At 72.4% G+C, this 13,366-nt stretch carries 13 protein-coding genes; 6 read left to right on the forward strand and 7 right to left on the reverse strand.

What is annotated here, in order from left to right; genetic code table 11:
* Positions 1-78 precede the first annotated feature (78 nt).
* On the reverse strand, positions 79-1,119 hold the full coding sequence (locus tag AB0H82_RS34355; protein ID WP_362999448.1) for a lactonase family protein: 1,041 nt from the start codon (positions 1,117-1,119) through the stop codon (positions 79-81).
* Positions 1,120-1,389: 270 nt separating this feature from the next.
* Here AB0H82_RS34355 and AB0H82_RS34360 point away from each other — a divergent pair, with 270 nt between their 5' ends.
* Positions 1,390-2,151, forward strand: coding sequence for an alpha/beta fold hydrolase (locus AB0H82_RS34360; RefSeq protein ID WP_362999449.1), 762 nt, complete (start codon positions 1,390-1,392; stop codon positions 2,149-2,151).
* Positions 2,148-2,681: a hypothetical protein gene (locus AB0H82_RS34365; protein WP_362999450.1), complete on the forward strand. Its 534-nt coding sequence runs from the start codon at positions 2,148-2,150 to the stop codon at positions 2,679-2,681. Before AB0H82_RS34360 ends, AB0H82_RS34365 begins: the two co-directional genes overlap by 4 nt.
* Positions 2,682-2,700: 19 nt before the next feature.
* On the opposite strand, the gene AB0H82_RS34370 is transcribed toward AB0H82_RS34365, so the two are convergent.
* The 4 genes from AB0H82_RS34370 to AB0H82_RS34385 form a co-directional block, all read right to left on the reverse strand.
* Positions 2,701-3,540, reverse strand: coding sequence for an endonuclease/exonuclease/phosphatase family protein (locus AB0H82_RS34370; protein WP_362999451.1), 840 nt, complete (start codon positions 3,538-3,540; stop codon positions 2,701-2,703).
* A 98-nt stretch (positions 3,541-3,638) separates the two neighbouring features.
* Positions 3,639-5,132 carry an FUSC family protein gene (locus AB0H82_RS34375; protein ID WP_362999452.1) on the reverse strand — a complete coding sequence of 498 codons (1,494 nt, stop codon included), beginning with the start codon at positions 5,130-5,132 and terminating at the stop codon, positions 3,639-3,641.
* 172 nt (positions 5,133-5,304) lie between these two features.
* On the reverse strand, positions 5,305-6,387 hold the full coding sequence (locus tag AB0H82_RS34380; RefSeq protein WP_362999459.1) for a HAMP domain-containing sensor histidine kinase: 1,083 nt from the start codon (positions 6,385-6,387) through the stop codon (positions 5,305-5,307).
* Between the two features lie 19 nt (positions 6,388-6,406).
* Complete coding sequence (locus AB0H82_RS34385) at positions 6,407-7,090, reverse strand: response regulator transcription factor (RefSeq protein WP_362999453.1); 684 nt, start codon at positions 7,088-7,090, stop codon at positions 6,407-6,409.
* An 86-nt stretch (positions 7,091-7,176) separates the two neighbouring features.
* Between AB0H82_RS34385 and AB0H82_RS34390 the strand changes: the two genes are divergently transcribed.
* Positions 7,177-7,755: a M15 family metallopeptidase gene (locus AB0H82_RS34390; protein WP_362999454.1), complete on the forward strand. Its 579-nt coding sequence runs from the start codon at positions 7,177-7,179 to the stop codon at positions 7,753-7,755.
* Entirely contained in the window at positions 7,752-8,774 is a 1,023-nt protein-coding gene (locus AB0H82_RS34395) for an endonuclease/exonuclease/phosphatase family protein (protein ID WP_362999455.1), read from the forward strand. Before AB0H82_RS34390 ends, AB0H82_RS34395 begins: the two co-directional genes overlap by 4 nt.
* Here AB0H82_RS34395 and glgX read toward each other — a convergent pair.
* Positions 8,764-10,899, reverse strand: coding sequence for a glycogen debranching protein GlgX (gene glgX, locus AB0H82_RS34400; protein WP_362999456.1), 2,136 nt, complete (start codon positions 10,897-10,899; stop codon positions 8,764-8,766). The genes AB0H82_RS34395 and glgX overlap by 11 nt on opposite strands.
* A gap of 129 nt (positions 10,900-11,028) precedes the next feature.
* Entirely contained in the window at positions 11,029-11,661 is a 633-nt protein-coding gene (locus AB0H82_RS34405; RefSeq protein WP_362999457.1) for a pep a2, read from the reverse strand.
* A 233-nt stretch (positions 11,662-11,894) separates the two neighbouring features.
* On the opposite strand from AB0H82_RS34405, the gene AB0H82_RS34410 reads away from it, so the two are divergent.
* Together AB0H82_RS34410 and AB0H82_RS34415 are read left to right on the forward strand one after the other, a co-directional pair.
* Positions 11,895-12,137 carry a DUF5133 domain-containing protein gene (locus tag AB0H82_RS34410; protein ID WP_362999460.1) on the forward strand — a complete coding sequence of 81 codons (243 nt, stop codon included), beginning with the start codon at positions 11,895-11,897 and terminating at the stop codon, positions 12,135-12,137.
* A 59-nt stretch (positions 12,138-12,196) separates the two neighbouring features.
* Positions 12,197-13,366, forward strand: a 1,170-nt coding sequence (locus AB0H82_RS34415) for a maltotransferase domain-containing protein (RefSeq protein WP_362999458.1), incomplete at its 3' end; no start/stop codon positions are given.

Here is a 13,366-nt window from a genome sequence, read left to right on the forward strand (position 1 = left end):
GTGTGCCGATGGGCCCGCCCCGATGTGGGGGCGGGCCCATCGCCGTACCTCGACGCACCTCGGCGGGTGTGGGCCGCCTCAGCCGAAGACCACGCAGGAGGCGGCCGGTACCTCGATGGAGCCCGCCCGGCTCGGGATGCCGGTCTCCTGGTCGACGGTGAACCAGGTGACGTCTCCGGAGCGCTCGTTCGCCGCGTACAGGTGCCGTCCCGTGGGGTCGACGGCGAGGTCGCGCGGCCAGTGTCCGCCGCACGGCACGGTCGCCGTCAGCCGCGGCGCGTCGCCCTCCTCGTCCAGCGCGATGACCGAGATGACGTCCGTGCCGCGTGTGGCGGTCCACAGGAACCGCCCGTCGGGCGCGACGACGACCTCCGAGGGGTACGCGTCCCCCTCCGGGGTCTCCGCGAGGACGGGCAGCTCACCGAGCGGCCCGAGCGCACCGTCGGCGGCGTCCCACGCGCAGACGGTGAGGGTGGGGCTCAGCTCGTTCAGGACGTACGCGCGGTCGCCGCGCGGGTGGAAGACGAGGTGCCGCGGGCCTGAGCCCGGGCGCAGCGCGACTTCGCGGTGCAGGGTGAGGCCGTCGTCCCCGAACGCGCAGACGCGCACGGAGTCCGTGCCGAGGTCGACGCTGACCGCCCAGCGGCCGCTCGGGTCGGCGAGGACCTGGTGGGCGTGCGGGCCCTGCTGGCGCTGCGGGTGCGGACCGGAGCCGGTGTGCCGGAGTTCGCTCGCCGCCGTAGCGGCGAGGGTGCCGTCGGCGCCCACCGGCACGGCAGTGACGCTGCCTGAGCCGTAGTTGGCGGCGAGTACGTGCCCGTCGTACAGGGCCAGGTGGGTGGGCGCCGAACCGACCGGCACGGGCGGCCCGGCGAGCTCGGCCGTCTCCTCGGCGGTCCGGAAGGCCGCGAGGGCGCCGTCCGGGGTCTCGCTGACCGCGTAGAGCGTGTTCCCGGAAGGTGAGAGGGCCAGATAGGACGGGTCGGCGACCGCGTCCGTGGCGCCGAGGACGGTCAGCGCGCCGGTGTCCGGGGCGACGGCCGCGGTGACGACGCCCGGCCCCCCGGCCGCGGTGAAGGATCCGATGTACGCCCGCTCCGCCTGCCTGCCGACGACCACTGCCAGTTCCCCTCTCGCCGGGGCGCCGCATCCGAGGCGCCGCTCGTGCGGCCGACGCTAGCAGCCGGTCTGGACCAATGGGTGACCGGAGGTCTCGCCAGGGCCTCTCGCCCGTTGACCGCGGAGTTGCCCCGCGGGCGGGCTGATCCACCGTGGATGTGCCCGGTGCACATGCCGATCCGGATGCGGGGCGTCGCGCCCCCGGCGGCCGACGGCTTCACCGGAGTGGCCCGGGGTCATGCGGGAGGCCATGGTGGGCAGGTGGATCACATGACTGACCTCGGCTTTCACGTCCGCGGATACGGGCCTCCGCCGCGCGAGGGCCGGCCCGCCACGGTGCTCGTGCACGGGCTCGGGCTCTCGGGGCGGTACTTCGCGCCGCTCGCGCGGCGGCTGGCGGCGAGCGGGGCGACCGTGCTGGTGCCGGACCTGCCGGGCAACGCCCGCTCGCGGGCCGCCGCGCGCCGCGCACCCGGCGTCGGACGACAGGCCGACGCGTTGGCCCGCCGGTACCGGCGGCTGTCCTCGGTCCCGGGTCCGCTCGTGGCCAACTCGGTCGGCTGCCAGGTCGCCGCCGCCCTGGCCGCCCGCCACCCTCACCTGGTGAGCCACCTGGTGCTGATCGGTCCGGCGCTCGAACCGGGGGTCTCCGGCGTGCGCCAGTTCGGACGGCTCGTCGCGGACGCCCCGAGAGAGCCGCTGGGCCTGCTGTCGCTGGCCGCGTTCGACTACCTGGTGACCGGCCCCCTGCGCTGCGCCGCGTCCTTCCGCCACGCGCTGCGGGACGCGGCGGGGTCGTTCGAGGTGAACCTGGCCCGGGTCCGCGCGCCCACGCTCGTCGTACGGGGAGCGGGTGACACCATCGCCTCCGGCACATGGACGCGGCGGGTGGCTGGTCTTGTCCCCGACGGGCGTGCGGTGGACCTTCCCGGCGCGGCGCACGCGGCCCACTACAGCGCGCCGGACGCCATGGCCGCACTGATCGGGAAGTTCACGGTGGGAGAGGCCGGAGAGGCGGGAGAGCCCGGATGAAGTCCTCGGAGGACCCCTCGGAGAAGTCCGACCACGCGCCTTCCGGACACCCGGAGTCCGGACACCGAGAACGCCCCTCCCCCTGGCTGCGTCTGCTGCCCGGCATCTCCCCGAAGCGCCGGGGCTTCGTCCTGGCCTGGTGGGGCTTCGCCCTCACCTTCGGCGGAATGCGTCTGCTCACCTGGCTCATCCACATCGACGCGGCCGGCGTCGGCGACATGCAGGCCGGCGGCGTGCACATCCACCACTACGTGTGGGGAATCCTGCTGCTCGCGGTGGTGGGCGCGGCGGGCCTCGCCGAACGCTCGGCGCGGGCACGCGCGTGGATGGGGCTGGCCTACGGCGTGGGGCTGGCCCTCGTCGTCGACGAGGCGGCGCTCCTGATCAGCCTGGAAGACGTGTACTGGGACACGGAGGGCGGCGTCAGCATCGCCCTGGCCATCGCCGTCATCGCCGTCGCCGGCAGCGTCCTCGCGGTCACGCGCGGGCGGCGCGCCTCGAAGAACGATCCGGACGACGGCAGCGGCTGACGCTCGCGGGCACCGCTCCCTAGGCGGGGTCCACGTCGGCGTACAGCAGGTTGTGGTCCGAGTACGGGGTGGGGCGTACGTCGTGGTCGATCGGGGCGACGCCTCGCAGGAAGACGTAGTCGAACTTGCTGAGCCAGTCGGTGGTCGGCTCGCAGGTGGCGGCGGTCGCGGGACGGCACCGGGAGCCCGTGCCCTCGGTCACGGCCCACATCCGGGCGAGTTCGGGCGCGTCCGGCACGGCGTTGAAGTCGCCGAGCGCGATGGCGCGGTCGTGCCGGGCGACGGCCCCGGCGAGCACGCCGACCTGTTCCGCCCTGACGGCTTCCTGACGCCGCTGGGCGAGGTGGGTGTTGAAGACCCGGACGGGCCGGCCGCCCACCGTCGTGGTGACAGCCATGTACCCGCGGTCCTCCGACCCGCCGTCCGGGTACTCCACGCCGACGGGGTCCGCCATCGGTGCCGCCGAGAGAAGCGCCTGCCCGAAGGCGCCCGGGCTCCACGGCACTCCCCCGCAGCGGCCCCAGTCCCGGAGAACCGTCCCGTACTCGACGTGGTAGGCCAGGCCGTAGAAGCGCTTCAGGTAGTCCCGGATCTGTTCGACGTCACGCGTGCACGCTTCTTGCAGGCCGATGACCTGGGGCGCGTACGTGGCGATCTCCGCGGCCCGGTCGGCGTTGCTCTCCTCGCAGGGGTTGCAGATGTTCCACGTCATGACCCTGTTCGGCACGATGTCCTTGACCGCGTGAACGGGCAGTGGCCTGCCGAAGGGAACACCTTTCGGCGCGCTGGGGCCGACGAACACCAGGCAGGCCACGCTCATCACGGCCACGAGCAACCACGTGCCCTTTCCGAGCACCATCGCCTCCTCATCGTGCGTACGCGGGACGTGCGGGTCCGGTCGCACCTTACTTCTGGAGACTCCGGGGCCACGTGCCGGGCCTGACGCGGAGCGGTCCGCTACGCCGGTTCCTGCCTCTGCAGGGGCACGGCCATCGCCGCGAGCGCCCGCTCCAGGCCGTGCAGGTGGGTGAGGGCCGGGTGGTGTCCGGCGGCGTGCGGGACGGGCGGCTGGGGCTCGCCCGCCCGGCGGGAGCCGGTCGGGGACGTCAGCGCCTCCACCGCCACTTCCACCCGCCAGCAGGCGGCCGAGAGACGGTCGTCGTGGGAGGCGACGGGGTCCGACGCCGCGGCGGCGAGGGAACGCACCTCCTGTGCGCAGGTGTCGAGCAGCGCCAGCACCTCGCGAGCCCGCGCCTTCCTCTCGCTGCTGTAGTGCAGCGGGTGCACCAGCGGGGAGACCGCCAGCCGCACGCGGGCGAGCAGCACCTCCAGCTCGGCCACGCGCGGCCCGGGGTCCGCTCCCGGGGTTCCGGCGAGGCGGGCCGCGGTCTCGGCGGCGCAGGCGTGCACGCAGTGCAGGGCGCGGCGGATCCATTCGTCGGTGACCGCGTGGGTGGTCACCGGCAGCACGAGCAGGACGGCGAGCACGGCTCCGAGCGCACCGACGGCGGTCTCCGCGACGCGCAGCACCAGCAGCGACGCGTCCAGGACCCCGAGCAGCCCGTACAGCATGGAGGCCATCGCGGTCACGAAGAACATCATCCAGCTGTAGGAGACGGCCGCCGTGTAGAAGATCCCGAAGACGCTCGCCGCCACGACCAGGGCGGTCGGCACGGCCGCCCCCTGTACCGGGAGGGCGACGGCGAAGCCGACCACGATGCCCAGGACGGTGCCCAGTACCCGGCGGAAGCCGCGCACCAGGGTCTCGCCGCGCGACACGGTGTTCACGAACACCCACCATGTGGCGCCGACCGCCCAGTACCACCGCTGGTCGGACAACGCCTGTCCGACCCCGAGGGCGAACGCCACTCCTGCCATGGCCTGCACGGCCTGCCGCGTGGTCACCCGGGCGAGGCCTCGCCCCTGCGACAGCGCGGGCACAGGCGCCGCCGGGCGGCCCCGCTCGTAGCACCACAGGCCGAACCGCACCGTCGAAGAGGCGCACAGGGAGAGCAGTACGGCGGCGTACAGCTCGGGGAGTTGGGCCGGGACCGTGTGCAGGAACTGGGCCGCGAAGAACATCATGAAGGCGAAGACCCCGAGAGCGTGGCCGCGGGGTCCCCAGCGCCGTGCGTAGACGCCCGCTCCGACCACGGCGAGGAAGGCCGCGTCCCTCGCCAGGGGGTAGTCGTGCAGTCCGGCGGCCACGGCCAGCACGGGGAAGCCCACCGCGGGCAGCAGGGCGGTCGTCACCGCCTGGCCGCGCACGGTCGGGTCGGTGACGGTGAAGAGCGCGAGCAGCGCCGCGAGCCCTCCGACGATGGCCGCGGAGAGGGAGTGTCCGGCCAGACCGCACACGGCCACGGCCAAGGAGATGCCGACGACAGCGCGTGTGGCGCTGCGCAAGCGAAGCCGCCCCGGATCCGGAGCCACGAACACCCTCTTCAGCACAGCTTCCCGCCCCTCTCGGCAAACAGACACAAAGAAGGCGCCACGGAGTCCGCAGCGCCATCGACATGACCATCAGACCATCTGGTCGCCGTCCGGCTCAACCGGAACCCGCACGAGTGGGCCAATGGCCCAGTCGGCATGCTCTCCGGCGCGCCAGGGGCGGGCCAACGGGTCATCCCGCGGGGGGTGCCGCCGGGGGTGTCGCGGGCAGTTCCACGGTGATGCGGATTCCGCCCGCAGGGCGGGGGGTGAGGGTGAGGGTTCCGTCGTGTGCCCGGGTGATGGTGCTGACGATGGCCAGGCCGAGGCCGACGCCCGCATGGTCGCTGTGAGTGCGCTCGGTGCCGCGCTGGAAGGGTTCCGTGAAGGTTGAGACCAGCTGGGGGGTGAGGGGCTCGCCGGTGTTCTCGACGGTGAGCACCACCGTCGTGGGGCGGACGCCGGTGTGGACCCGGACGGTGCCCCGGTCGGGCAGGTTGTGGACGATCGCGTTCTGCACGAGGTTCGTGGCCAGCTGCAGCAGGAGCTCCGGCGATCCGGTCGTGGGGGCGATGTCGCCGGAGGTCTCGATGGTGACGCCGTGGTTCTCCGCGAGCGGGAGCAGGGTCTCGGTGGCCTCTTCCGCGACGAGGGAGAGGTCGACGTGTTCCCGGGTGAAGGACCGCTGGTTGGCGCGGCTGAGCAGGAGCAGGGCCTCGGTGAGGTCGATGGCCCGGGTGTTGACGGCGTGGAGGCGGTCGACGAGTTCGCCGGTGTCGTGGTGGGGATCGGTGCGGGCCACGTCGAGCAGTGCCTTCGAGATCGCCAGCGGGGTGCGCAGTTCGTGCGAGGCGTTGGCCGCGAACCTCTGCTGTTCGGCGACGTGCGCTTCGAGCTGTTCCAGCATGCCGTCGAAGGCGTCGGAGAGTTCGCGGAACTCGTCCTTGCGGCCTTCCAGCCGGATGCGGTGGGCGAGCGACCCGTCGGCGGCCAGGCGTGTGGCGTGGGTGATGCGGGTCAGCGGGGCGAGTACGCGGCCGGCGAGGAGCCAGCCCCCCACGAGCCCGAACACCAGCAGGAACACCATCGCCACGGCCGCCGCCGGGGCGAAGGTGCGCACGAGGAGCTGCCGGTTGGGGTTCTCGTGGAGCATGCGACGGTCCCAGTCGTCGGGCACGTACTGCAGGAGGAAGACCCACACGGCGGCGAGCAGCAGGGCTCCCGCGAGCAGGGTGAACCCGGCGTAGCTGAGGGTGAGTTTGAGGCGGACGCTCAGTCCGGGCCGCCTGGCCGCGCTAGTCACGGGGTTCCCCGTCCGGGCGCGCGTCGATGCGGTAGCCGACGCCGGGCACGGTGGCGATGACCCAGGGTTCGCCGAGCCGCTTGCGCAGCGCCGAGACGGTGATGCGCACGGCGTTGGTGAACGGGTCGGCGTTGTCGTCCCAGGCCCGCTCCAGCAGTGCTTCGGCGCTGACGACACCGCCCTCGGCGGCGACGAGGACTTCGAGCACGGCGAACTGCTTGCGGGTGAGCGCGACATAGCGGCCGTCCCGGTACACCTCGCGGCGGAACGGGTCCAGGCGCAGGCCCGCGATCTCGCGCACGGGCGGTCTGCTGTGCGCGCGCCTGCGGTCGAGTGCTCTGAGTCTGAGCACCAGTTCGCGCAGTTCGAAGGGTTTGGTGAGGTAGTCGTCGGCGCCGAGTCCGAACCCGGTGGCCTTGTCGTCGAGCCGGTCGGCGGCGGTGAGCATGAGGATCGGCATGCCGCTGCCGGAGGCGACGATGCGTGTGGCGACCTCGTCGCCCGAGGGGCCGGGGATGTCCCGGTCGAGGACAGCGATGTCATAGGTGTTGATGCTCAGCAACTCCAGGGCGGTGCCACCGTCACCAGCGATGTCGGCCGCGATCGCTTCGAGGCGGAGGCCGTCGCGGATGGCCTCCGCCATGTAGGGCTCGTCCTCCACGATCAGTACACGCATGGTCCGAGGCTACGAGCCCGCGCATATCGTCGGCGTATCGAAAACGGCATACGCCTCGGCAACACCGCGCTGCCTTGACTGGCGGCATGAATCGAACCCAGCCCTCAGCACGGACAACGCTCCGCGGACCGCGTCGGCTCCTCGGTGTCGGCCTGCTGGTCGCCGCCATGATCACAGCAGTGGTCGTCTCGGCGGTGCTTCTCGCAGCCCCCGGCCACGAGGCACCGAAGTCCTGGCGTTCCTCGCTCTCCGCCGGGCCCTCCCTCAGCGGGTCGGCCGGGCTCGATCCGGAGTTGCTCGACGCCCTCCGCCGAGCCGCGTCGGCCGCCTCGGACGACGGCGTCGAGTTCCACGTCAACAGCGGCCGGCGTTCACCGGAGGACCAGGACCGGCTCTTCCGCGAGGCGGTCGCCAAGTACGGGTCCGAGGAGGAGGCCGCCCGCTGGGTGGCCACCGCGGCGACGTCGCCTCATGTGTCGGGCGACGCGGTCGACATCGGGCGCTCCGACGCGACGGCATGGCTGTCTGAGCACGGCTCCGCGTACGGACTGTGCCAGATCTACCGCAACGAACCCTGGCATTACGAACTGCGCACCGAGGCGATCGGTTCCCGCTGCCCGCGGATGTACGCCGATCCCACCCAGGACCCGAGGATGCGGCGGTGACCCGGCAGGAGACGGCGGACGCCCGCGTCGCCTCCCGGCCGGGGCCGTGGCGGCGCGGCCCCGTCCTCGCGGCGATCGCGGTGCTGCTCGGCCTGCTCATGCTGCTGCACGAGAAGGTCCCCAACCGGGCCGGGAATCTCGGCAGCCTCCTGGAGACCTTCCTGCCGTGGTCCGGCCTGTTCGTCCCGGTGCTGCTGGCCGGGGCGGTGTGGCGCCGCTCGGCCTCCGCCGCGGTCGCGCTGCTGCTGCCGGTCACGGTGTGGCTGAGCCTCTTCGGCGGGCCGCTCGGCGGGCTGCTCGGCGGCGCGTCCCGGCCGGCCGGTGACCTCACCGTGGTCAGCCACAACGTCGGCGCCGACAACCCCGACCCCGTCGGCACCGCCCGCGACCTGGCCGCCTCCGGCGCGGACATGCTGGCGCTGCTGGAGCTGACCCCGCAGGCGCGGGGTACGTACGAGAAGGAGCTGGCGAGGGCGTATCCGCACCACGCGGTGCGGGGCACGGTCGGACTGTGGAGCAGGCTGCCGCTGGCCGGCACGCGGCCGGTCGACACCGCGACGGACTACGGGCCGCTCGCGAAGACCAAGCCGGTCGCGGCGAGGATGGCCGAAACCCGGGCCCTGCGCACCACGGTGGCCACGGACCACGGGCCCCTCGCCGTGTACGTCGCCCACCTGGGATCCGTACGGGTCAGCCCCCGGACGGGCTTCGGGACGGCCGACCGGGACCGGGGCGCGCAGGCGCTCGGCAAGGCCGTCGCCGCCGAGCGGAACGAGCGGGTGGTGCTGCTCGGCGACCTGAACGGCACCACGGACGACCGCGCGTTCGACGGTCTCACCCAACAGCTGCGCTCGGTCCAGGACGCGGCCGGGGGCGGCTTCGGCTTCAGCTGGCCCGCGCGGTTCCCGGTGGTGCGGATCGACCAGATCCTGGTCCGTGGCGTGGAGCCGGCGAGTTCGTGGGTGTTGCCGGCCACCGGCAGTGATCACCTGCCGGTGGCGGCGGGCATCAACTGGTGACGGCCCGGCCGGGGATTCCGCGGGCGGGCCGGGAGAGCAGGAGCAGGCTGTGGGGTCCCATGGCGACCTCCCCGCCCGCCTTGTGCTCGACCTCGTCGGCGATCCCCTCGGGGTCTGTGGTGTCGATGCGGGTCGTCCAGCGTTCGCCGTACGTGGCGGCCGGCAGGTGGAAGACGATCGGCTCTCGGTGGCTGTTCAGCAGGAGGAGGAAGGAGTCGTCGACGACGGGCCTGCCCTGCGCGTCGGGCTCCGCGATGGCGTCGCCGTTGAGGAAGACGCCGACGGCGTGCGCGTCGGGCCACTGCCAGTCCTGGTCCGTCATCTCGCGCGCGTCGGGCCGCAGCCACACCAGGTCGGGCAGCGGCTGGTTCTCGTGGGTGGCGGTGTCCCCCCGGAAGAAGCGGCGCCTCCGCAGCACCGGGTGGGCGAGGCGGAGGTGGATGGCGCGGCTGGTGAAGCCGATCAGGTCGCGCTGCGCGTCGGTGAGGTCCCAGTCGATCCAGGAGATCTCGCTGTCCTGGCAGTAGGCGTTGTTGTTGCCCTGCTGGGTGCGGCCGAGTTCGTCGCCGTGGGCGAGCATCGGTATGCCCTGCGAGAGCATGAGGGTAGCCAGGAAGTTGCGCTGCTGGCGCGCGCGGAGTTCGAGGACCGCCTCGTCGGTGGTGGGCCCCTCGACCCCGCAGTTCCACGAGCGGTTCACGCTCTCGCCGTCCTGGTTGTCCTCTTGGTTGGCCTCGTTGTGCTTCTCGTCGTACGAGACCAGGTCGCGCAGGGTGAAGCCGTCGTGCGCGGTGACGAAGTTGACGCTGGCGCGCGGGCGGCGGCGGTCGTGCTGGTACAGGTCGGAGGAGCCGGTCAGCCGGGAGGCGAACTCGGCGAGCGAGTGGTCGGCGCCGCGCCAGAAGTCCCGTACGGAGTCCCGGTACTTGCCGTTCCACTCCGACCAGAGGGGCGGGAAGTTGCCGACCTGGTAGCCGCCGTCGCCGACGTCCCAGGGCTCGGCGATGAGTTTGACGCGGCTGACCACCGGGTCCTGCTGGACCAGGTCGAAGAAGGCCGAGAGGCGGTCCACGTCGTGGAACTGCCGCGCGAGGGTGGCCGCCAGGTCGAAACGGAATCCGTCGACGTGCATCTCGGTGACCCAGTACCGCAGCGAGTCCATGATGAGCTGCAGGACGTTGGGGTGGCGCATCAGCAGGCTGTTGCCGGTGCCGGTGGTGTCGAAGTAGTGCGCCGGATCGTCTTCCGCCAGGCGGTAGTACGACGCGTTGTCGATGCCGCGGAAGGCGAGCGTGGGGCCGTTCTCGTTGCCCTCCGCTGTGTGGTTGTAGACCACGTCCAAAATCACTTCGAGCCCGGCCCGGTGGAGCGCCTTGACCATGGACTTGAACTCGGTGACCTGCTCGCCGCGTGAGCCGTGCGCCGCGTAGGCGTTGTGCGGGGCGAAGAAGCCGATGGAGGTGTAGCCCCAGTAGTTGGACAGGCCCCGGTCGCGCAGGAAGCCGTCCTGTACGTACTGGTGGACCGGCATGAGCTCGACCGCGGTCACGCCCAGAGACGTGAGGTGGTCGATGACCGGGTCGGTGGCGAGGCCCGCGTAGGTGCCGCGCAGCTCGGCGGGGACCTCGGGGTGGGTGCGGGTGAGGCCGCGCACGTGCGTCTCGTACACGACCGTCTCCGCGTACGGGCGCCGCGGCGGCCTGTCGTCCTCCCAGGGGAAGGACGGGTCGGTGACCACCGAGAGCGGGGTGTGTCCCGCGCTGTCGGCGGGGTCCGGCCCCTGCGGCGCGCGCTCGAAGAGGGCGGCGTGGTTGTCCGTCTGGCCCTCGATGGCCCTGGCGTAGGGGTCGAGGAGCAGCTTGGCGGGGTTGCAGCGGTGGCCCGCGGCGGGGTCCCAGGGGCCGTGCACCCGGTAGCCGTAGCGCCTGCCGGGGCCGACCCCCGGCAGGTAGCAGTGCCAGACGAAGCCGTCGACTTCGGTGAGGGTGATGTTCTGGTGCGTGCCGTCGTCGTCGACCAGTACGAGGTCGACCCGGTCGGCTATCTCGCTGAAGAGGGCGAAGTTGGTGCCTTCGCCGTCGTAGGTGGCTCCGAGGGGAAAGGGGGCGCCGGTCCAGGTGCGCACGCAACTGCCTCCGTACCGAAGGGCTGGGGGTCGGACGTGGGAGCGGCGCGTGGCCGCGGCCGCTCACTCGGGCGGTCGCGGCCGGCGCGTCACGTCTCCACGGATACGGCGTTCACGCGTGTCCGGCGTTCACACCGCGGGTTCCTTCTCCGCCATCCTCGTCCGGATCTCGTCCGGCCGCAGTCCGTGACGCGGTCCGTGACCCGGTCCGTGGGCGCTCGCGGCGGCCGCTGTGGCCACTGCGGCCGGGACACCCGCGGTGGCGGGTACCGGGGCCTCCGCCTCGTCCGGGTTCGCGAGGACGGCGTGGCGTACCTCGCGCGGCAGTTCCAGCGCCTCGCGCAGGCTGGGGGAGGGTGCCGCAGGGGCCAGCGGGGCGCGTTCGGGCGCCCGGGCGCGGCGGGAGAACCAGATGATCTTGCCGTTGGTCGCCGGGAAGCTGCCCCAGCCGTCGCTCAGGGCGGCGATCTGCGTGAGACAGCCCTGCGGCCCGTAGTGCCGCTCGGGCAGGTCCCGGTTGTTGTCCGACACGGCGGTGATGAGGTGCTGCCCGCTCCACCACATCTCCACGACGGTCTTCTTGTCGGCTCCGTACTCATCGATCTCGCGGAGCAGCACTCCGGTGCAGTGGCAGACGGATTCGACGAGAACTTCCAGCCCCCAGTGCCGGAGATGCGCGGTCAGGATGCGCCTGACCTGGTCGATCCTCTCCGAGCTGACCTCGACATCGAGGTGGTAGTAGCAGGGGATCGCGGATTTCATTGCGCTTGGCTCCTCTCGGCGAAGCTTTTTCGCCCCGCCCCGGTCTGACCGACCGAGCCCCGAACACGAAGCGTGAGCACTGATCGCTTCTGAGTCAGTCTCAGAGTGAGAGCACTACTCCATCCGCGCAACACGAGACGAGCGGCAACTGGGTAGTTGAATTCCCAACAGGACGCTCGGTGCTCGCACGTGCACCATGAGTCAGAAGGTTCAACAGGAAGGTGACCAGCGTGATGCTGCTGCCTGCCAGAGCCGAGGTCGCACGGCACCTGCGTCAGTACCGGTCGTGGGAGCGGCGGTTGCTCGCCCACCCCGCCGACCTCGCCGTGCGCATGCGCTTCGAGGACACGGCGTACACGCTGTGTGTGCTGATGGGTGAGTCCAAGGCGCGGGTGGCCGCCGACGCCGCCGAGCTCTTCCTGCGTCCGCGAGCCACGCGCAGGCCGAAGCCGCCCCCGGTCGCCCGGGGCCTGTGACGACGCGCGGCACCTGCGGGACAGACCGACTGCACGCAAGCCCGGCGGAGGAGGGACCGATGACGTCAGCTCCACAGACGACCCCTGATTCCGCCGCCGTGCCCACGTCCCCCTCTGTGCCCACGTCCCTCGCCGTGCCCACGTCCCCCTCCGTGCCCGTCCTGGACGTCCACCCGGTCGTCGACTGCGGCCGGCGCCCCGCGAAGGCGGTCCCGGGTGAGACCTTCCAGGTCACGGCCACCGTCTTCGGCGAGGGCCATGGAGCGGTCGGCGCCAACGTCGTGCTGCTCGGACCCGGTGGCCGCCGCGGCCCCTGGACACCGATGCGGGAGCTCTCCCCGGGCAGCGACCGGTGGGGCGCGGACGTCACTCCGGACGCCGAGGGGCACTGGACGTATCACGTCGAGGCCTGGGCGGATCCCGTGCGGGACTGGCGGCGCTCCGCCGAGATCAAGGTCCCGGCCGGTATCGACGCCGGGCTGATGCTCGAAGAGGGCGCGCTGCTGTACGAGCGTGCGGCGGCCGGAGTTCCGGCGGGGCGGGAACGGCGGGTCCTGCTGGCCGCGGCCGACGCGCTGCAGGACGAAGCGCGCCCCCCGGCCGCCCGCCTCGCGGCCGCGCTCGCCCGGGAGGTGGAGGCGGTCCTCGCACGTCACCCCCTGCGCGAGCGGGTCTCCCGCTCCCACGACCTCCCCCTGCTGGTGGAGCGGCAGCGGGCTCTTTTCGGGTCCTGGTACGAGTTCTTCCCGCGCTCGGAGGGTGCCGTCGTCGAGGAGGGCGCCCCGCCTGTCTCCGGAACGTTCCGTACCGCGGCCGAACGGCTGCCCGCCATCGCCGGGATGGGCTTCGACGTCGTCTACCTCCCGCCGATCCACCCCATCGGCTCCACCTTCCGCAAGGGCCCCGACAACTCCCTGTCCTCCGGACCGGACGACGTCGGCGTGCCCTGGGCCATCGGCTCCCCGGAGGGCGGTCACGACACCGTCCACCCGGACCTCGGCACGCTCGACGACTTCGACGCGTTCGTGCGCCGGGCCGGTGAGCTCGGCCTCGAAGTCGCCCTGGACTTCGCGCTCCAGTGCTCCCCCGACCACCCGTGGGTGGAGAAGCACCCCGAGTGGTTCGCGCACCGCCCGGACGGCTCCATCGCGTACGCCGAGAACCCGCCGAAGAAGTACCAGGACATCTATCCGATCGCCTTCGACCAGGACATGCCGGGGCTGATCGCC

It is taken from the genome of Streptomyces sp. NPDC050732 (genome assembly GCF_040654255.1).
Lineage (GTDB): Bacteria > Actinomycetota > Actinomycetes > Streptomycetales > Streptomycetaceae > Streptomyces.